The organism is Myxococcales bacterium (assembly GCA_016703425.1).
Classification (GTDB): Bacteria; Myxococcota_A; Polyangia; order Polyangiales; family Polyangiaceae; genus JADJCA01.
Map to the genome: position 1 here is coordinate 1,229,366 of JADJCA010000001.1, position 19,235 is coordinate 1,248,600.

Genomic DNA, 19,235 nt, shown 5'->3' on the forward strand with positions numbered 1-19,235 from the left:
TAGGCCCCTCGCTCGTCGCGGGCCTACTCGAACCTGTCGACTTCAGAGTGTCCGGGGACTAGCCGTGAGCTTTTCGATCCGGCGACGCACATCGGCCGCGTCGGAGAGCCCTTTGACCTTGAGCGCTTGCTCGTACGCCGCCTTGGCCTGCGTCGCATCTTTCTGGGCCACGAAGGCGTCGCCAAGGGCGACCCAAGCGGGGCCCCACTCAGGAAAATCTCGGGTGGCGCGCTCGGCAAAGGCACGGGCCGTGGTCTCGCGGCCTTGCGCACGACAGGCGTCACTGGCGCGAATCAGCGGTGCGGGATCGCTGCGGTCGAGTCCAAAGGCCACCTGATAGCTCTCGATGGCGAGGTCAATCTCACGCTGCTTGACGTACGCGTCCGCGGCGAGGAGCTTGGCTGCGGCGAGGTTGGGCAGGATTGAGAGCGCCGCCTTTGCTTCGAGCTGCGCCACATCCGCCTTCCCTTCTGCGAGGGCGACGCGCCCGACGACGACGCGCATCGAGGCGTCGCTCGGATCACCCTTGAGCGCCCGCTGCGCGCTGCCACGGGCGGCCTCGAGCTGGCCCAGCGCGATCTGCACCTCGGCCAAACGCGCCAGCGCTTCGCCGAAAGACGGCCTGCCGACGAGCGCGGCTTCGAGGTGGGAGAGTGCCTCGGGTCCCGGCGGCAAGAGGCGCCCAATGCGGTAGCGCGCGTCGGGTGAACCACCGTCAGCCTTCAAGGCCTCGCGCGAGTCGGCCAGAGCGGCCTCGGTTCGTCCGAAGAGCGCGTGGAGGTCGGCGAGGGCCAGCCATGCTTCGGTGGCCGGCTGGCTGCCCGCGAGCGTGATCGCCTCTCGCAGCAGAGCCTCGGCGTCTTTGTCGCGAAGCTCCAGCAAGCGAGCGCGCCCTTCCGCCACCTTGGCCTCGTACAGCCGCGGCTCGAGGGCTTGGGCGCGCTTGATCTCCTCGAGGGCTTCGCTGGCGCGACGTCGGAGGAGGTTCGCCTCCGCGGCGCACGCGTGGCCGAGCGCCTTGCCACCGGGCTTCAGGCCGAGAACGCGGCACTCGGTCATGGCTTGCGCAAACTCGCGCCGGTCGATGGACGTTCGGGCCAACTCGTAGTGGATGCGGATGGCGAGCTCCCGGTCGGCTCCCACGAGCTGCGACGCTCGACGAAGCTCGACGAGCGCCTCTCGAACGGCGCCGGCGCGGCGGTGCGCCTTCCCGGCCTCGAAAGCGACACGCGAGGGCGGGGCGGCCTCGCCGGCGCGGGCCGGTTCGTCGCTTAGGCCAAGGGCGAGGCCAATCGCGAAGACGGGCGCCATCGCAATGCGTGGAAAGCGCAACGATCGCATGCCTCTCCTTACCACGGGGTGGCGATTCAGGCCGCCTTCCGGGCGCGCTCAGCCCTTCACGGGCGCAGGTCTAGAAGCGGTGGGGGGCCATAACCATCAGTATTTTCGCGAATCTACCCGTGACCGGGGCGACGCTCGTCGAGGCGCGCGAGGGCCCACCGGCACGCTTCGCGAACCATCGGCGAGGGGTGTACGACGAGCGCACGCGCGAGGGCGCCACGAGCGTCCTCGCTGCGGCGATTGCCGAGCACCACGACGGCGTTGCGCGCCAAACCGTCGGCGGTCGCGCGCCTCAGTGGACTCCCCTCGGTGAGCTCGACCCATCGGCTCGGCTCGAGCAGCGCCTGCAGCGAGAGGTCGCCCCAGCGTGGATGAGGTTCGAAGGCGCGCGTTCGCGCGGGGTCACGCTCGCGTGCGGAGCCATTGAAGGGGCACACGCTCTGGCAATCGTCGCAGCCGAAGAGGCGCTCGCCGATGGCTTCGCGGAGCGCCCCAACGGTGGCGCTTCGCTTCTCGATGGTCAAATACGAGATGCAGCGCCGCGCATCGAGGACGAAGGGCTCGACGAAGGCGCCGGTGGGACACGCGTCGAGGCAGCGCGTGCACGAACCGCAGCGCTCCGGCATCGGGGTATCGGCAGAGAGCGCGAGCGTCGTGACGACTTCGCCGAGGAGGACGAAGGACCCCTCGCCGGGAACGATGAGCATCCCGTTCTTCCCGACGAAACCGAGCCCCGCGCGCGCCGCCCACGCGCGCTCGAGCAGCGGCGCGTCGTCGCACATCGGCCGCGCATCGCCGCCGAGCGTCCGCATGAACCGGGCGAGCTGGCGCAGCTTCTTCCGAACCCCGTTGTGGTAGTCGCGGCCCCGCGCGTAGCGCGCGATGGTGCGCGCGACGTCGGGGTCGTGGGCCTCGCTCTCGGCGCTCCGTTGGTAGCGGCGCGCGACGCAGACCACGCTCCGCGCGCCCTCGAGGATCGCCGCGGTGTCGAGGCGCTGCCGCACCCCCACGGGCTCCTTCAGCCAGTCCATTTCACCAAACCACCCCGCGGCAACGAAGCGCTCGTACCGCTCGTATTCGACGCCGAGGGGAACATCGGCGCGAGCGACCCCCACGGCCTCGAAGCCCAAGGCCTTCGCCTTTTCGCGAACCCGTTCCGTGTCCGAAAGAGGGCGTGGTGCGGGGTCTTGCATCGCGGCTTTCGATACGCTCCGATTCGAAGCTCGCACGGTCATGAAGCTCCAGCAACCGCCCCGCGGCGCCGGGTACCGCACCAACGCCGACGCCTTCCTGCTCGCGCGCTTCGCGCAGCCCACGGTGCGCGCCGCCCGCGTCTACGACCTCGGAGCCGGCGTCGGCGCCATTGGCCTGTCGATGCTTCACGCCGCCTTCGTTGACCGCGCCGTGCTCGTCGAACGCGACGCCGTGGCGGTGCGCCTCGCCGAAGAAAACGCCCGACAGAACGGCTACGGCGATCGCACCGATGTCGTCCGCGGCGACGTCCTCGAGGTCGCGAAGGCGCACCTCGGTCGCGCGTCGCTGGTCGTCTGCAACCCTCCGTACATCGAGCCAGGCCGCGGCCGCGCACCAAAGGCGGGCCACCGCGACGCGAAGATGGGCAGCGTCGGGCGCTTCGTCGAAGCGGCGCGCCTCGTACTCGGCCAGCGCGGCAAGGCCTTCTTCGTCTACCCCGCGGCCGAGCTTTGCACCTTCGTGGAGACGCTACGGGAGAGCGGCCTTGAGCCGAAGCGGATGCTCTTCGTGCACCCGAGGTCCGCGGCGCCGGCGCGCGTCGTGCTGGTTCAGGCGCAGGCGGGCAAGCGCGGCGGGCTCTTCATCGAGGCGCCTGTTCACGAACACTGAGGCCCAAGACGCCGACGCGCCAACGGGGCGTGTGGCACGCTCGACGACACACGAGTCGCGCGCCCTCCGTCACCGCTCGCCGCGCAGCCGGTCAAGGATGATCGCGCACGCGCCGCGCACGCTCAGGTGGTTGTAGCCCGTGGCTGCCGCTGCGCGAACCGGCGGCAAGACAGCGTCGGCGCTGGCCACCACTTCGGGAGCGAGGCCCCAGCCAGTGCCGAAGACGATGAGGACGTTTCGGTCGGTCTCCTCGAGCCGCTTGCGTGCCGAGTGAAAGTCGAGCGGCGCCGCGACGGCGCGGGCCGCGGTGATCCACACGTCGACGTTGCCACGACCGCCCAAGGCGCTGATGGCGTCATCGAGTGTGCCTACGGCGCGGACGAGGCCGATGGCTTCCTTGCGGTCGGGAATGCGAACGCCGCTCGAGCCGTGCAGCCAGTGCTCGCGAATCCGCTCCACGAGCTCGCGTTGCGCCAAGACCGGGTGCGCGACGAACAAATCCGTGCAGCCGTAGGTCCGTCCGCTCCGCGACAGGTCGTGCACGTCGAGGTTGGTGACGGCCGTCGTGGTGATCTTCCCCGTGCCGTCGAGCACTGGATGGTGAATGAGCGCGAGCGCGAGCCGTGCGGTCATGGTTCGCTCCGCTTGGCCTTCACCCGCGCGTAGAGGTCTGGACGACGGGCCTCTGTGCGCGCTTCCGACTCGCGAAGGCGCCACGCGGCGATCTCTCCGTGGTTGCCGGAGGCGAGGACCTCAGGAACGCGAGCCCCGCGAAACTCCGCCGGCCGTGTGTATTGCGGATACTCGAGGAGCCCCGTCTCGGGACTGTGCGACTCCTCCACGGTGGACGCGGCGTTTCCCAGGACCCCGGGCAGGAGCCGTGAGCAGGCGTCGATGACCGCCATGGCGGCGACCTCGCCACCGGTCATCACGAAGTCGCCGAGCGAAATCTCTTCGTCCACGTAGGAGCGAACGCGTTCATCGAAGCCCTCGTAGCGGCCACACACGAGCGACACGGCGGGGCGTTCCGCGAGGGCGCGCACACGCCGTTGATCGAGAGGCGCGCCCTGCGGCGTGAGGAGCACCCGGTGCGCACGGACACCATCGGGCGCGTCGGCGTCGAGCGACTCGAGGCAAGCGACGAGGACGTCCACGCGCATGACCATGCCGCTGCCGCCACCGTAGGGCGTGTCGTCGACGCTCCGGTGGCGTCCCAAGCCGAAGTCACGCGGCGAGCGAAAGCGCACTGCCATGGCGTTTTGCGCGAGGGCGCGCCCCACGAAGCTGACGCCCATGAAGCTCTCAAAGGCCTCGGGAAAGAGCGTGACGACGTCGAACCTCACGACGGCGTGTCCTCGAGCAGCTCGACGTTCTTGACGACGACCAGGCCCGCGTCGCCGTCGATGCTCACGACGAAATGATCGTGGAGCGGCACCTCGAGCTCGCCACGCGCCGTGCGAGCAACGATGGTCTCGGCGGCCGGGTACGAACGAAAACCTCCCACGTGGCCCCACGGCTCGGCGCCGTCGCCTGCCTCCAAGCGGACCGGCGCTCCGATGAGATCGCAGTGATAGAACTCCCCCTCGAGCGGCGCCGGAAACGCGCCCCGCTTCATGGAGAGCGTTGCGCCGCGAAGCTCGTCGGCCCGATCGCGGTCGTCGACGGAGTAGAGCTTCATCAAGATGGCGTCGTCGGCGCGCCGCGCGCGATCGACGGAGACCTCATGGGTCTCGCCATCCTTCAGCCGGACAAGCACCTCGTCGGCTTCAAGCAGGAGATCGCTGTCGGGGTTGTATAGCCGGACCCGCACCTCGCCGCGCACGCCGTGGGCGCGGGCGATCTCGCCTAGCGCGACCCATTCGTCGGGCGGAAGAGCCACGGCGGGCTCAGTCGACGATGTCGAGGTGCGCGCGCTTGCCGAGCTTGGTGGAAACGGCAGCGAGGATCGTGCGCATCGACTGAGCCGTGCGGCCCTCTTTGCCGATGACCTTCCCGATGTCTTCCTTGGCGACGCGCAGCTCGATCACGCAGTTGTGATCGGAGGCGATCTCGGTCACCTCGACTTGGTCGGGGTTGTCGACGAGTTCGACGGCAATGGCGCGAATCAGGGCTTTGAGCGGCATGGATAGGTACGCGCGAGCACGCGAAGACTGAGAACCGGTGGATAGGAGGGGTGAAGCGAGCGTCGGTCCGGCGTCGGTCTGGTCGATTTGACGAGAGCGGCGAGGTTACTTCTTCGCCGGTGCCGCGGCGGGCGCTGCGGCAGCAGCGGGCCGGCGCTTGAGCAGCCGCGTCAGCGTCTCGGACGTCTGCGCGCCAACGGAACGCCAGTAAGCGAGGCGCTCATCGTTCACGGAGACAATCGAAGCTTCGCCCTTGCGCGGGTCGAACGTGCCGATGTTCTCGAGAAAACGGCCGCCGCGCGGGCTGCGATGATCGGTCACGACGACGCGATAAAACGGGCGCTTCTTGGTGCCGGCACGGGCGAGGCGAATATGAACGGCCATGGGATCCTGATCTGTTCTCTTGGGGGAGCCCCCGGAAAGACGGGGCGCGAACGCTACGAGAGGGGCACGGGCCGGTCAAGGACAATCACGACGAGCTGGAGCGCATTTCTCGGGTGTGGGACGTCGGTATCGCCGCGCGCCGTTCATGGGTGGAGTCCAGGTTTCGAGCGCGTGCGCCCTACCCGTGAACGGACATGATCCGCGTCAGTCGAGCGAGGGCTGGGATCGCAGCGAAGGTCGTGTGCGTGTGCACGCGGCCTTGGCGAATGGCGGCCACGAAGCCGCGGAGGGCCGAAATCGATGTCTCATCGCGGGGATGGGCCCAGGGGACGCCGAGGCGGCGGCTCAGCGGCAGGTTGGACATCCCGATGATGCTGTCGGCATCGCCTCGAATGGTGGCGTCGGGGACCCCGGCTATTCCGTTGCGGATCGTCAGCCTCCCCCCGCCGAAGCACAAGGTGAGGGCCACGTCGGCGTCTTCCACGACGATGGCGACGTTGGCGGTGATGGCGTCGAAGTCTTTGAGTTTATGAGGCTTGGCGTCGAGGTTTTGCCGCAGCAGGTCGAAGAGCATGACGGCGAAGCCGTTTTCCTCGGCCAGAGGTGCGAGCGCAATTCGGTCGAGGGCCACGCCGTCTCGTTCTCGCGGTCCTCCCGCTCTGTCAAGCACTAGCCAACACGAGCTGCCCTCGGGGGAACGCCCGGGCCTGTAAGGCGTCGGCCGATAGCCCGTTGTGCCCTCGTGTTTGGCGCTCCCTCCCTTTCCTGGCCCCGCTCGCCCGAGGCGGCGGACGCGGCACGGTACCTGGGCGCCCTCTTCCCGTACCCGGCTGCAAACGCGCACGAGAGCCGTGAGCGGAGCCGCCACCGCTATATGCTGCGCGCCGTGGACGAGCGACCGAGCCGAGCGGCCGACGCGGCCGACGCCGAGCGGCTCGCCGAAGAGCGGGCACTGGTGGCGCGCGCGCAGGCGGGCGATCGCTCGTCGCTGGGCCGACTCCTCGAGCGCCACGGGCCAACTCTCTACCGCGCCGTTCTCCTGCCACGGCTCGGGTCCGAGGCCGCCGCGAAGGACGCGCTCTCCGAGACCTACGCCAAGGTCGTCGAGCGCATCGGCAAGTTCGTTTGGCAAAACGTTGGGTTTTACCCCTGGCTCCGCATGGTGGCGATGCACGTCGCCATCGATCACCTGCGCGCGCGGCGACGCCTCGTTCTGTGGGAGGCGGAAGATGTGGAGCGCGAGGTGGACGCCTCGGCCACGAGCACGCCCATTGACGACAAGCTCAGCGCCGCACGCGACGGGGCCGCGGCCCGAGCCAGGGTCCAAGAGGCGCTCGCTCGCATCCACCCGCGCTATGCCGAAGCGCTCCGTTTGCGCGTCCTCGAGGAGCGACCCCGTGAAGAGGTGGCCGCCACGCTCGGCGTCAGCCCCGCCACCTTCGACGTACTCCTACACCGCGCCGTTGCGGCGCTACGAAAGGCCATCTCGCCGGAGCCTTCGCCTTCGGGTACACCGAACGAGAGCCGGCCGACGGACCGGAGGTCTCGCCCATGAAGTCCCGCCCTGATTTCGACGACCTTCCCTTCGCGCCGGCGTCGCCCGCCGAGGAGGCGGCGGCCGCGCGTCTGCGGGACGCGCTCGACGCGCCGGTCGGAGGTCCCCGCGACGGCGGCGGAGACGTCTCCGGGCAAGACGACGTGCTGCTCGTGCGGGCACTGACGGCGGCGCACGCGCCTCGAGGCCTCGATGACGCGGAGCACAGGCGACTCGTCGAAGAGGCGCTGTTCGCGACATCGGCGCGCCGCAAGGAGCGCCGCGGCGGCACTGTGATTCGCGTGGCCTTCGGCGTGTCGGGGCTCTTCGCGGCGGCCGCGGCCGTTGTCATCTTCGTCGCGCGCCAAGACGGGAAGGCGCCGAGCCTCTACGTTGCGCGCTCGACGCAGTCCCTCTTTCAAGAGCCCTTCCAGGTGGGCGGCACGGCGGCGCGCGTCGATCGAATCGCCTCAGCACGGGCCGCCGAGTTTCGCGACAACCAGTTCACGCGTTGGGGAGTCCGGTGATGCACGCGCTCCGTTTGATTCGCGTCCGCTTCGCTCCGGCGCTCGCCATCGCGCTCTCGCTGGCAGTCCTCAGCGCGGGCTGCGAACGCGCGACCAGCTCTGCGGATGGCGGCGTCGCTGTCGACCTGGCGCTCATGGCGTTCCTATCGCAGGCTCGCGCCGTCCACCACGAAGCCAACGTGCGTGAGGCCGGCGGCGATGCCAAGGGGGCGATCCTCGCGCTCGAGGGACTCACGGCGGCCCGGCGCCCCGATGGCGCGCGGCCCGAGGTCGCCGAGCTCATGGCCGACACCTTCGCGCGCCTCGCCGAGCTCCGGGCGCGCAGCGGCGACGTCGACGGCGCGGCGCGCGATCTCGAGTCGGGCTTGGCGCAAGCGCCGGCGCGCTCGTATTTCGAAGGTCACCTCTACGAGGTCGCGGGCATCGTGTCCGAGACGAAGGCCAAGCAGCTGGCCGACGCGGGCCGAGAGAGCGCGGCGGCGGAGGCGCGCGGAAAGGCCATCGAGCTTCTTCGCAAAGCTGTCGCCATCCAGGAAGAAGTGATTCGCTCGACGCTGGCCGCCGACGCTGGCCCAAGGAAGGCGCCATGAAGGGACCGAGGGATTCGACCACCACGAACCACGCTGCCAACGAGCGGCTGCTGCGCAGCGGCGCGGGCGCGCTGCTGCTGGCGCTCACGGGGCTCGCCGGTTGTGCCGGCGCCGCAGCGCCAAAGAGCGCCGCGGAAGCGCCCCCGCAGGCGCAGCAACACGCGCCGGGCAGCTACCCCGCTTCGATGCCCCTGCCGAGCGCGCCGCAGAGCTCCGCGGATCACCCGGCGGCGGGCGCCGCGGCTCCCGCGGCCCCCACGGCGACGGTGCCACGTCGCGAGGGACTGCGTCGCGACATCGAAGCGGCTCAGCGAGAGCTGGACCTGTCGGGCGCCGACTGCGCCTCGGCCTGCCGCGCGCTAGGTTCGATGGAGCGGGCCACCGCTAGGCTCTGCACGCTCGAAGAGGCTTCATGCGAGGACGTGCGCGTAAGGCTCCGCAAGGCACGCGAGCGAGTGCGGGCCACTTGCGGTGGTTGCGGCGGCGCCCCCAGCGTCGACCCCGACGCGCCGATTCCTTCGCGATGACGAGCGAAGGCAACGCGGCTCTCATGGACCTTCGCGACGGAGGCCGATGGTCGTTGGCGCAACGAGGAAAAAACGACCTCTTGCACCTGGCGGCGCGCGCCGCGCTCGGCGTCGGCCGACTGCCTCCGCACTGGCGCGCGCGGCTCGGCAGCGTGGCCGGTTCGCTGATCTACGCGCTCGCCCCGAGCCTGCGTCGCACGGCCATCGACCAGCTCGGGCGAGCCTTTCCCCAAGGAGACGCACCCGAGCTCGCGCGCCGTACGTTCCGTGAGCTCGGCGTCCTCTTGGCCGAGGCTACCGCCGCGGTCGCCGGAGGCAGCGCTGTGCTGCCCTTTCCGGAGAACCAACGAGCCGTGCTGGACGAGGCCCGAGCGGCGGGCTGCGGCGTGGTGCTCGCGTCGGCACACCTCGGCCCCTTCGAGCGCGTCGCCACGACCTTGGCAACGACCTTGGCGGGCGCCGAGCCGTTCGCCGTCGTGGGCCGCGAGAGCTACGATCCGAGGCTCATGTCGCTCTACCGCCGACTCCGGCGCTACGAGACGATCTACCGCGGCGCGCCGGGCGCCGGCGTGAGGATGGTGCGCGTCTTGAGGACTGGCGGCGTCCTCGGCATCCCGATGGATCTGAAGACCCGCGCCCCCTCGGTGGACGCCGATCTTCTGGGGCTCGGCCCCGTGCCCACGGCGGTGGGGCCGGCGAGGCTCGCTTTGCGAAGCGGCGCCCGCGTCGTCGTCGCCACGGTAGCGCCTCACGATGGCGACCTCGCCGTCACCGTAACGGCCGTCGGCACGTCCGACTTGGGCCGCGACCCCGCGTCCGCCGTCGAGTTGACGCGGCGCCTAAACGCCGAACTCGACCGCCGCATCCGCGCGCTACCGCACTTTTGGCCCTGGATGCACCGCCGTTCCTAACGGCGAGAGCTTTTTCCGGCACCGCGCCGGCACCTTCGTTAGTCTTTTGGGCGGTGCCCTTGGAAGGTTCGCGCATCCCCCGGGTGGCGGCGCTCCTCTCTCCCGAGGAGCTTCGTCGGCTTCCGCTTACGCCGATCGACGGCTTCGTGTTGTCGCGCGTCGACGGGCAGTCGTCCTTCGACGACATCGTGGGACACACGGGCCTGCCCGAACAAGAGGTCGCGGCGAGCCTTGAGCGCCTCGCCAACCTGTCTTTGGTCGTGCTCGACGCCTCCGCTGAGCGGGCGCCCGCGCGAACCGTCTCGAGCACCATCGAGAGTCCCCGCACGGCGGAGGCGCGCCCCAAGGCGGCGCCGCCGACACCGCCGGCCAGCGCGCCGAGGGCGGTCCCTTCGGAGCCGAGGGTCATGGCAAAGGTCGAGGCGCCGAACGACCTGTCGCCCGAGGAGCAGAAGCGCATCGTCGAGGCGATGGCGTTCCTCGACACCGCCGACCACTACGCGTTGCTTGGCGTGCCGCGAGCGGCCGACAAGAAGGAGATCAAGCGCGGCTACTACGAGCGCGCGGCCCTCTACCACCCGGATCGTTACTTTCGCCGCCAGCCGGGCGACTACAAGCCGATGCTAGAGGCGATCTTCGCTCGCATCACGGCGGCGCACGACGTGCTCACCGACAAGGTGCAGCGAGCCGACTACGACTCCTACCTCGGCGACCGCGCGCACACGGAAGACCTCGAGACGAGGCTCAAGGCCGCCGAGGCCACGGTTCGCGCTGCCGAGGCGGCAGCCCGCGAAGCGCCCGCGATCACGACGCCAGAGCCTTCCCCTTCTCCTTTTGTGACCACGCCTCCTCCGGCTCCGGCGCCGTCACCCGCGGTGGCCGCGGCAGCGCTGCGAGATGCCGCCGAGCGCGCCGGGCAGGCCTCACCCAAGGTGACCGCGCGGCCGGCGAGCCCCATCGATCCGCAAGCGCGGCGTGACCTCTTGGCAAAACACCTGCGCGGTGGAAAGCCGACGCGAACCTCATCCAACCCGGGCTTCGCCGCGGCCACGTCGCCGCCCCCTCCGCAAGCCGACAAAGACGCGCTCCGTCGCCGCTACGAGCAGCGCAAGGAGGACGTCCGGCGCGGTCAAGCGCAGCACCATCGACAGACCGGCGACCAGGCGCGCGCCGCGGGTGACGCCATCGCCGCGGCTGCATCGTACAAGGCGGCGCTCAATTTCACGCCCGAGGATAGCGAGCTGCAGCGCCTCGTCGACGAAGCGACCGTGGAGTCCGAGACGACGCTCGCGGACACCTACCGCAAGCAGGCCATCTACGAGGAGAAGGCTGGCCGATGGGCCGACGCGGCGCGTTCGTGGAGCAAGGTGACGCAGCTTGCGCCAAAGGATCCCGTTCCTGGGAGCGCGCCGCCAACTCCATCTTGCTCGCGAAAGGCAACCTCCACGACGCCGCGACGTTCGCCCAAAAAGCGACATCGCTTTTGCCCCAGGACGCGCGGCTGCGCGCCCTTCTTTCGAACGTCTACCTGGAAGCCGGCCTCTTCAAGAACGCAAAACGCGAAATAGACACAGCAATTCAGCTCGCGCCGGGGGATGATAGTATCGCCGTTCTGGCGAGACGTATTGCGAGCGCCATTGGGAAATAGCTTCCGTCGGGAGAATCATGGAGAAGGTCATCGGCATCGATCTGGGGACCACGAACTCGTGCGTGGCCCTCGTGGAGAACGGGACGCCCGTCGTCATCCCCAATCGCGGCGGATACAAGACGACGCCTTCGATGGTGGCCGTCACGGAAGCGGGCAAGCGCCTCGTGGGGCACATCGCCAAGCGGCAAGCGATCACCAACGCCGAGAACTCGGTGTCGGCAGCCAAGCGGCTCATCGGCCGCAAGTGGACGTCGCCGCAAGTGCGCAACGCCGTGGCGACCTCCAGCTACCGCATCGTCGAAGGCCCGCACCACGACGTGCGCATCGTGCTCCGCGACAAGGAGTACAGCGTCCCCGAGATTAGCGCGATGGTCCTCCAGGAGATGAAGGTCATCGCGGAGGACTATGTCGGTCACCCGGTCACCAAGGCCGTCATCACGGTGCCGGCCTACTTCAATGACAACCAGAGGCAGGCCACCAAAGACGCCGGTGAGATCTCGGGCCTCGAGGTCATCCGCATCATCAACGAGCCCACGGCGGCCGCCTTGTCGTACGGCTACGGCCGCAACGTCGAGAAGACGGTCGCCGTCTACGACTTCGGGGGCGGCACCTTCGACATCTCGATTCTCGAGATCGGTTCCAACGGCGTCTTCAAGGTCATCGCAACGGCCGGGGACACCTTCCTCGGCGGCGAGGACATCGACGCCCGCATCATCGATTGGCTTGTGCAAGGGTTCCGCGAGGAGCACCAGATCGACCTGCGTCAAGATCGGATGGCGCTCCAGCGGCTCAAGGACGCGGCAGAGAAGGCGAAGTGCGAGCTATCGGGCGTCCGCGAGACGGAGATCAACCTCCCGTTCATCATCTCGAGCGGCCGCAACGAGGCGCTGCACCTTCAGCGGACGCTTTCGCGCGCCACGCTCGAGGAGCTCAGCGTGGATCTCATCGAGCGTACCGTCGACATTTGCCGCCAGACCCTGGAAGACGCCAAGCTCGAGAAGAACGAGGTTGATGAGGTGTTGCTCGTCGGCGGCATGACGCGCATGCCGCGCATCCAGACCGAGGTCGCCACCTTCTTTGAGAAGCAACCGTCCAAGGGCGTCCACCCCGACGAGGTCGTCGCCCTCGGCGCGGCCATCCAGGGCTCCGCGCTCATCGACGAGAAGCAGGACATGATCCTGCTCGACGTCACGCCCCACGCGCTCGGAATCATGACCCACGGCGGGTTCTTCGAAGAGCTCATCCCGCCGAACACCACGGTGCCCACGAGCCGCCAGAAGATCTTCACCACGAGCCGCGACAACCAGACGGCGGTGAAGATCCTCGTCATGCAAGGCGACTCGGACAAGGCCGAGGACAACGAGGTGCTCGGGGAGTTCATCCTCACGGGCCTGCGGCGTGCCGCCAAGGGCCAGGTCGAGGTGGAGGTCACCTTCGAGATCAACGCCGACGGCATCGTGAGCGTCCGCGCGCGCGACCTCGAGACGGGCCTCGTTCAGTCGATCCAAGTCACGGCCACGAGCGGCCTCACGCGCGACGAGGTCAAGAACATGATCGAGGGCGCGAAAGACTACATGGTGGAGCGCCGCAGCTCGGAGGAGCTGGAGCGCGTGCGCCAGGAGGCGGAGAAGCTCACCGTCGAGATCGAGCGTCTCTTTCCGCAGGTCGAGCAGATCGTGGCGGCCAGCGACTTCGGACGCGACGCCATCGACAAGGCTCGGTCCATCGTGACGAAAGCCAAGCAAGCCATCGAGAAGAAGGATCTTGCCGCGTTGAAGGACCAGATCGAGGGGCTCACGCGGACCCATCGGATGTTTAAGGGCGTCGTCGCGAAGAGCCAATAGCAACTGAGAATCGAAGGGCCGCATTGTGAGCAGTAAGCGCGACGAACAGGGCAACCGCGAGTCGGACAAGCCGACCATGGTTCCCCTCGACGTCGTCACGGACGTGCACACGTCCGACAAGCCCACGATGGTGCCCGAGGTGCCCTTGACGGAGTTTGCGCGCCAGCCAGTGGCGCGTCGCACGCCCGTCGGGACGCGCGCGGCTCAAGTCACCCTCACCGACGAGGCGGAGCTGGAACGTGCGCGCTTGCTGTCGCTGGAGATCGTGACACCGGCGGAGCCGCTCGCCGTGCCGCCGCCGCTCGCGGCGCTGCGAACCAAGCAGCCGGCGGAAGACATGCTCGAGCGCCTGGAGCTTGGTGACCTCGCGGGAGCGCTCCGCATCGCGGAAGAGATCCTGACGATGCGCTGCGACGACCTCGAGGCGAAACGGGTCGCTTGGGAGTGCCGCGAGAAGCTCGCAGAGCTCTACGTCGATCGCCTGGGCACGCTCGACGCGGTCCCGCTCGTCATCATGAGCGGCGACGAACTGCGCGCCGTCAGCCTCGACCATCGGGCCGGGTTTCTCTTGTCGCACGTCGACGGGCTCTCGAGCCTGGAGATGATCCTCGACGTCAGCGGCATGCCGCGGCTCGACGCGCTGCGCATCCTCGTGGAGCTGGTTCAGAAGCGCGTGGTCGCGCTGCGGACCTGACGAGGCGCGCGACCCACGGCCCGCTGAAGCCAGATCGACGCGTGCGCAAGCGGAAATCGCGCCGCACATGTCGGTTGACGCTTTGATGTTGCAGAGCGTTCTCGGAGAGCTACACCCTTAGACCCATGGGCGTGCCGATCGATGCCGTGCGCTTGCAGCGCCAGATCGAGCACGTGCTTGAGCGGAGCGCTGACGGCACCGAGCTGTTGCCGCTGCTGCGGCGGCTCGCTCGCCTGGCTGCGCCGGGCTCGGAAGCGGCGCACTTCGCGCACCTGAAGCTCGCGGAGCTCCTCGCCGAGCAGAACCCTTGGCGAGCGGCCCTCTCGGCCCGGAAAGCGGCCACGTCGAACCGCCGCGATGACCGCGCCCTCGCGGTCCAGGGCCTGTGCCTGACGCTCTTGGGCCACTACCGCGCCGCTGCGGCGGCGTACCGTCGGGCCCTCGAGCTTGCCCCCGGTAACCCCTGGTACGCCCACAACCTCGGTCATCTGCTCGACGTGACCCTCGGCCAACCCACGGCGGCGCTGCCATGGCTCAGCACCGCCTACGCGAACCTCCCGGAGCATGGCGGCATCGCGACATCGTTCGCTCATGCGCTGGGCAAAGCGGGACGCGTCGCAGAGGCCCGCAAGGTTCTTCGCCGTGCCATGCGTGAGGGCCCCTCACCGGAACACCCCTCCGCCGAGCACCTCGCGCTCCTCCGTTGGCTCGACGCCGGCGCGCCCGAGGAGCGCATTGGGCTTCCCGTCCGGCCCGCCGCGCCGCGGCGGAACGCGGCTCCGTCGCAAGGCGACGAACCGGAGTCCCCGGCCAACGACGGCTCCGAGCCGGTCGAACGAGCCCTCTTGCGCGGCCTTGAGCGATTGCCGCTCGACGATCGGCAGAGGGCCCCGCGCGCGCGCCATTGCCCGCGCGCCCATCGCCCGTGACATGTGCGCCGACGGCGCGAGCCCCGAGAGCGTCGCCGCCGCTGTCGCCTACGCCATCGTCTACGTCGACGACGTGCCGCTCTCGCAGGCGGAGGTCGCCGCGTCCTTCCGCGTCAGCGGTTCGAGTCTGCGGGGGCGTTTTGCGACCTTGCGGGGGCACCTGCATCTCTTCTGCGACGGGCCCGACCGCTAAGGGCTGGCGGCGCTGCCGGTCCCGCATCGCGCTCGCTTTTCCACACTCCTAACGCTATGGAGGAGGCCCTATGGCTCTCGCTCCGCGCGCCCTCGCTCGTCCTTGCGTCGCCTTCCTGGCGCTCCTCGCCACGGCTCTGCCCGACACCGCCGCGTACGCGCAGGGTCGCGGCGCTCCGAAGGCGCCGCCGGCTCCGCCTGCCGCCCCGAGCCCCGCGGCGAACTTGCCCGCGCCACCTTCCGTGAACGACCCGATGCTCGCCCCGATGCCCCCCGCGAAGCGCAACGTGAGCACCTGGGAAGAGGTCCTCACCTTCGTGCGAGCGCGCTCCACCGATCTGCAGATTGCGCTCGCCGATGTCACGCGGGCTGAAGGCCAATCACGCTCCGCGCTCGCGGGCGCGCTGCCGTCGTTGACGGCGCAAGGCACCGTCGCCAAAGACATCATCACGCACGAGATCCCGGTGGGCCCCGGCACCGTCTCCCAGCAGCCGAACCCGGACGTCTACGTCAACGGCAGCCTCGGTCTCACGCAGCCGGTCCTCGCGCTCCGTGCGTGGCACTCGATCGAGACGGCACGCATGAACGAGTCGGTCGCGAAGCTCGGCGTGTCGGAGGTCAAGCGAACGATCACGCTGCGCGTGGCGAACGCCGTCATCGGCGTGGTCACCGCCGAGCGCGTGGCGGAGCTCAATCGCGTCGGCCTCCGAACGTCTTTGGAGCGACTCGATCTGTCCGTTCGCAAAAAGGCGCTTGGCGCCGCTACGGGGCTCGACGTACTTCGCTCGCAGCAAGACGTCGAGCAGGCCCGCGCGACCCTCATCACCGGTGACGAGTCGCTGCGGCAGGCGCGCGAAGCGCTCGGGCTGGCCCTCGGGGTTCCCGAGCCCGTGGGCGTCGTCGCTGACGTCAACCTCGACGGCATTCAGCGCTCGGCGGCGAACTCGTGCAAGGCCGCCGGCTCCATCGACGAACGCTCCGACCTCGCGGCGGCGCGCGCGCGGCAAGAGGTCGCCGAGCGCGGCACGCGCGACGTCCGCTACCAGTACTTTCCGACCATCAACGCGCAGAGCAACCTGCGCGCCAATAGTCGTTCGCCGCAGACGAGCCCCACGTGGGAGATCCTCGGCGTGCTCAACTTCCCGCTATGGGAAGGTGGCGCTCGCTACGGCGCCATGAAGACGGCGGAGGCCGACATCGTGCGTTCGGAGAGCACGCTCACGTCACTCCGTCGCAGCGCCAACGTGGAGGTCGGGCAAGCGATGCGCGGCGTCGGTGTCGCCGAGCAGTCGCGAAAGGTCGCGAGCGACTCGCGCGCGCTGGCCGCCGAAGCCGAGCGCCTCGCCCGTGCGGGATTTCTAGAAGGTCAGGGCACGAGCCTCGAGCTCGTGCTCGCGGCGCAAGCGCTCCGCCAAGCGGAGGTCACGCTGGCGCTCAAGGAGTTCGAGCTCGTGCGCGCGCGGCTTGCGGCGCTGCTCGCGGCCTCCAACTGCTCACTCTAGGACGCGTCGTGTCCGCGGGCCCCCGCGCTCTCAGGAGCCACCAGGGGCCGCCTTGCCCCAGCCCGTCGTGCGGGCGAGATCGCTCAGCGCCACGCTGTAGTCCATGAGCGCGTAGATGTGCGAGACGCGCGCGTTGACATACACGCGCAAGGGCTCTGTGAGCGCGCGTTCGTCCTTGGTCCCGAGGTCGATGGCGTCTTGCACCGTCGAGATCCACTGCCGGGCGCGGCTCTCGGCGCGGCCCCAGGCTTCTTCGCGCCCCTTGGCCTCCACGGCGATGGCGTGGGCGTTTTCGACCTCGACGCCGACGCCGCCGAGCGCCAGCCGGTGCAGCGCTCGCGTCTCCTCGAGCTGCGACTCGGCCATGCCGATGCGCGCTTGCTTGACCATGAAGTCGAGATCCCATCGAGCACCGAGACCGAAGTAGTAGCCGAGGCCCGTCAACCCTTGGTTGAAGCGATCGCCGAACCACGCGTTGTTCTGCACGGTCGCGCTCGGCGCGTAGACGTACGACGCGCCGAGTCCAATGCCGACGTTCGGCAACATGTACGCGCGAGCCAGGTCTACGAGCGCTCGACGCGCGACGAGGCCGGCGCGCGCTTGGTTGATGTCGGGCCGGTAGAGGCGCGCCGCCGTGAGGTATTGCACGACGGGGCCGAGCTCGACGGTCGGCTTCTTGAGCGGCTCATCGGGCACGTCAAAGTTCGACTGGACGCCGGTCATGAATCGGAGCGCCGCGAGGGCGTAGATCTCGCCCTTTTTCGCGTCGCCGGCGCGGGCGAGGATCTCGTCGCGGTAAACGAGGAGCCTTAGCCGATCGGTCTCCTCGACGCTGGCATCGCCCCTCGCGATGCGCTTCTCGATGCCTTGGATCCCCTTGGCGATGCGCTCGGTGACGTCGTTGATGAGGTACGCGGCGTCGCGCGCCAAGAGCGTCCCGAAATACGCTCGCCGCACGTCCATGCGGATCTGTTGCCGTGTCTTCTCGAGATCCCACTCGCTGACCCGCACCGCGGCCGTCGCCGCCTCGCGCCCCGCCGTCATCTTGCCGAACGTGTAGAGCGGTATCGTGCCGTTGATGGAGCCACGAAGGGCCGGCTGCAGGCCCTCGAAGATGCCCGGGTTCACGATGCTCGCCGGTGCCGTTGTGTAGGTCGGGATGCCTCCGATGGTTGGCAAGACACCGACGTCGACGCTCGCGTACCACTGCGAAAACGGCAGCCACTTGGCTTCCGAGAGCTGCCCGTGCCACCAGGCGAGACGGGCCCGCGCGGCCCACAAGTTCGGGTGATTTCGATCGGCGAGGGCGAGGCACTCGACAAGACTGTACGAGCGTCCGCGCACCACCTGCTGCGTGGGCAGCGCCTGGTAGGTCCCGAAGGTCGACTCGGCGTCAGCCTTCTTTTCGTCGGTCTTCTTTTCGTCGCCTTCGAGATCGAGGTCGCTCGCGCGCGCCCGCTCGGTCGCTGCAAGCGCCGCGACCGCAAGCGAGAGCGAAAGCGGCGTGAGCCACCCTCGACCTCGGGACGAGCGAAAATCCCTCATGATTCGCTGCGCGACCTTACCAACGCACGCTGGGGCGTCAATCGGCCCGCGCGGCGCGGCCCGGAAGCCTCCCGAGCTTGAGCCTCGGCCAGCGCGAGGACGCGGTCCGTGAGCGCCGCCCTCGGCAGCGTGCCGAGCCTCGAGAGCGCGCAAAATCGCACATCATCGTAAACGCCGCCGTCGAGGCCCGCGGCCGGGACAATCTTGCCGTCGAGCGACGCTCGAACGACCTGCACGGTGAGGCGTCGGTGCGAGAGCACATGAACGAGCTCGCCGCAGGCCACCAGGTCGCGCGGAGTGGCGCCGACCAGCTCGGCGAACCGCTCCGGCAGGTCGGCCGTCTCGCCGCTCCCGCGAGCCGCGACGCTCGGAAACTCCCAGAGGCCCGCGAAGAGCCCGCTCTCGGCCCGCCGATGAGCGAGGAGAACGCGACCACGACGCTGCACGACAAGCGCCGCGAGATGCACTGGGACGGGCGCCTTCTTGGATTGGATCCGGGGCAGCTCGTCGGTGAGGCCGCGAGCGCGCGCTTGGCAAGGAGCCGCCAGTGGACACGTCCCGCACTGGGGCGCGCGCGGGGTGCACACCGTTGCTCCAAGCTCCATGAGGGCTTCGTTGAAGGTCCCCGGATCGTTCGCCGGAACTAGCGCCTCGGCGATGCTCCACACGCGAGCGAGGCCGGCGCCGCGCGTGGGGTCAGAGAGGAGCGCGAAGAGTCGCGCCACGACGCGCGCGACGTTGCCATCGACAATGGCCGCCCGTTCGCCGCAAGCGATGCTCGCGACGGCCCCCGCGGTGTAGCGTCCGACGCCGGGCAACGTGCGCAGCTCGACAGCGCTGCGAGGAAACACCCCGCCGTGCAGCTCGCAGACGGCGCGGGCCGCCGCGTGGAGCATGCGGGCGCGTCGGTAGTAGCCGAGCCCGCTCCACAAGGACAAGACGTCCTCGAGGGGAGCTTCGGCGAGTCGTTCGACGCGAGGGAACGCTTTCAGGAAGCGTTCGTAGTAAGGGATCACCGTGTCGACCCGCGTTTGCTGCAGCATGATCTCGCTGAGCCAGACGGCGTAGGGATCGCGGCTCT

General features: G+C 69.2%; 22 protein-coding genes. 12 read left to right on the forward strand and 10 right to left on the reverse strand.

Annotation, left to right across the window (positions count from 1 at the left end; translation table 11 throughout):
• Positions 1-42 precede the first annotated feature (42 nt).
• Together IPG50_05305 and queG are read right to left on the reverse strand one after the other, a co-directional pair.
• Entirely contained in the window at positions 43-1,341 is a 1,299-nt protein-coding gene (locus IPG50_05305) for a tetratricopeptide repeat protein (GenBank protein ID MBK6691607.1), read from the reverse strand.
• Positions 1,342-1,454: 113 nt separating this feature from the next.
• Positions 1,455-2,534, reverse strand: coding sequence for a tRNA epoxyqueuosine(34) reductase QueG (queG, locus tag IPG50_05310; GenBank protein ID MBK6691608.1), 1,080 nt, complete (start codon positions 2,532-2,534; stop codon positions 1,455-1,457).
• A gap of 40 nt (positions 2,535-2,574) precedes the next feature.
• Here queG and IPG50_05315 point away from each other — a divergent pair, with 40 nt between their 5' ends.
• Positions 2,575-3,204 (forward strand): methyltransferase, encoded by a 630-nt coding sequence (locus tag IPG50_05315; protein MBK6691609.1) that lies wholly within the window; start codon positions 2,575-2,577, stop codon positions 3,202-3,204.
• Between the two features lie 69 nt (positions 3,205-3,273).
• On the opposite strand, the gene IPG50_05320 is transcribed toward IPG50_05315, so the two are convergent.
• The 6 genes from IPG50_05320 to IPG50_05345 form a co-directional block, all read right to left on the reverse strand.
• Positions 3,274-3,837, reverse strand: coding sequence for an RNA methyltransferase (locus IPG50_05320; GenBank protein ID MBK6691610.1), 564 nt, complete (start codon positions 3,835-3,837; stop codon positions 3,274-3,276).
• Positions 3,834-4,547, reverse strand: coding sequence for a tRNA (guanosine(37)-N1)-methyltransferase TrmD (gene trmD, locus IPG50_05325; protein MBK6691611.1), 714 nt, complete (start codon positions 4,545-4,547; stop codon positions 3,834-3,836). Before trmD ends, IPG50_05320 begins: the two co-directional genes overlap by 4 nt.
• On the reverse strand, positions 4,544-5,083 hold the full coding sequence (gene rimM / locus IPG50_05330; GenBank protein MBK6691612.1) for a 16S rRNA processing protein RimM: 540 nt from the start codon (positions 5,081-5,083) through the stop codon (positions 4,544-4,546). The genes trmD and rimM overlap by 4 nt, the downstream gene beginning before the upstream one ends.
• 7 nt (positions 5,084-5,090) lie before the next feature.
• A complete protein-coding gene (locus tag IPG50_05335; protein MBK6691613.1) occupies positions 5,091-5,327 on the reverse strand; it encodes a KH domain-containing protein in 237 nt (78 codons plus the stop codon).
• Between the two features lie 105 nt (positions 5,328-5,432).
• Complete coding sequence (gene rpsP, locus IPG50_05340; GenBank protein ID MBK6691614.1) at positions 5,433-5,711, reverse strand: 30S ribosomal protein S16; 279 nt, start codon at positions 5,709-5,711, stop codon at positions 5,433-5,435.
• 178 nt (positions 5,712-5,889) lie between these two features.
• The gene (locus IPG50_05345) at positions 5,890-6,342 is read right to left on the reverse strand and encodes a hypothetical protein (GenBank protein MBK6691615.1); all 453 of its coding nucleotides are present in this window, start codon (positions 6,340-6,342) and stop codon (positions 5,890-5,892) included.
• 243 nt (positions 6,343-6,585) lie between these two features.
• Here IPG50_05345 and IPG50_05350 point away from each other — a divergent pair, with 243 nt between their 5' ends.
• From IPG50_05350 to IPG50_05400, 11 genes are all read left to right on the forward strand, one after another.
• Positions 6,586-7,266, forward strand: a complete 681-nt coding sequence (locus IPG50_05350; GenBank protein ID MBK6691616.1) for an RNA polymerase sigma factor — start codon at positions 6,586-6,588, stop codon at positions 7,264-7,266.
• Positions 7,263-7,772: a hypothetical protein gene (locus IPG50_05355; protein MBK6691617.1), complete on the forward strand. Its 510-nt coding sequence runs from the start codon at positions 7,263-7,265 to the stop codon at positions 7,770-7,772. Before IPG50_05350 ends, IPG50_05355 begins: the two co-directional genes overlap by 4 nt.
• Positions 7,772-8,362: a hypothetical protein gene (locus tag IPG50_05360; GenBank protein ID MBK6691618.1), complete on the forward strand. Its 591-nt coding sequence runs from the start codon at positions 7,772-7,774 to the stop codon at positions 8,360-8,362. Before IPG50_05355 ends, IPG50_05360 begins: the two co-directional genes overlap by 1 nt.
• Positions 8,359-8,889, forward strand: coding sequence for a hypothetical protein (locus tag IPG50_05365; protein ID MBK6691619.1), 531 nt, complete (start codon positions 8,359-8,361; stop codon positions 8,887-8,889). Before IPG50_05360 ends, IPG50_05365 begins: the two co-directional genes overlap by 4 nt.
• Positions 8,886-9,800 carry a lysophospholipid acyltransferase family protein gene (locus tag IPG50_05370; protein MBK6691620.1) on the forward strand — a complete coding sequence of 305 codons (915 nt, stop codon included), beginning with the start codon at positions 8,886-8,888 and terminating at the stop codon, positions 9,798-9,800. Before IPG50_05365 ends, IPG50_05370 begins: the two co-directional genes overlap by 4 nt.
• Positions 9,801-9,853: 53 nt before the next feature.
• The gene (locus IPG50_05375; GenBank protein ID MBK6691621.1) at positions 9,854-11,368 is read left to right on the forward strand and encodes a J domain-containing protein; all 1,515 of its coding nucleotides are present in this window, start codon (positions 9,854-9,856) and stop codon (positions 11,366-11,368) included.
• Between the two features lie 97 nt (positions 11,369-11,465).
• Complete coding sequence (gene dnaK / locus IPG50_05380; protein MBK6691622.1) at positions 11,466-13,292, forward strand: molecular chaperone DnaK; 1,827 nt, start codon at positions 11,466-11,468, stop codon at positions 13,290-13,292.
• Positions 13,293-13,317: 25 nt separating this feature from the next.
• Positions 13,318-13,986, forward strand: a complete 669-nt coding sequence (locus tag IPG50_05385; protein MBK6691623.1) for a hypothetical protein — start codon at positions 13,318-13,320, stop codon at positions 13,984-13,986.
• Positions 13,987-14,111: 125 nt separating this feature from the next.
• On the forward strand, positions 14,112-14,915 hold the full coding sequence (locus tag IPG50_05390; protein MBK6691624.1) for a tetratricopeptide repeat protein: 804 nt from the start codon (positions 14,112-14,114) through the stop codon (positions 14,913-14,915).
• Between the two features lies 1 nt (position 14,916).
• On the forward strand, positions 14,917-15,108 hold the full coding sequence (locus IPG50_05395; protein MBK6691625.1) for a hypothetical protein: 192 nt from the start codon (positions 14,917-14,919) through the stop codon (positions 15,106-15,108).
• Positions 15,109-15,178: 70 nt separating this feature from the next.
• Entirely contained in the window at positions 15,179-16,609 is a 1,431-nt protein-coding gene (locus IPG50_05400) for a TolC family protein (protein ID MBK6691626.1), read from the forward strand.
• A gap of 30 nt (positions 16,610-16,639) precedes the next feature.
• Here the strand turns inward: IPG50_05400 and IPG50_05405 are convergent, their stop codons facing one another.
• Positions 16,640-18,154 carry a TolC family protein gene (locus IPG50_05405; GenBank protein ID MBK6691627.1) on the reverse strand — a complete coding sequence of 505 codons (1,515 nt, stop codon included), beginning with the start codon at positions 18,152-18,154 and terminating at the stop codon, positions 16,640-16,642.
• Entirely contained in the window at positions 18,151-19,197 is a 1,047-nt protein-coding gene (locus tag IPG50_05410; protein MBK6691628.1) for an A/G-specific adenine glycosylase, read from the reverse strand. Before IPG50_05410 ends, IPG50_05405 begins: the two co-directional genes overlap by 4 nt.
• Between the last annotated feature and the right edge of the window lie 38 nt (positions 19,198-19,235).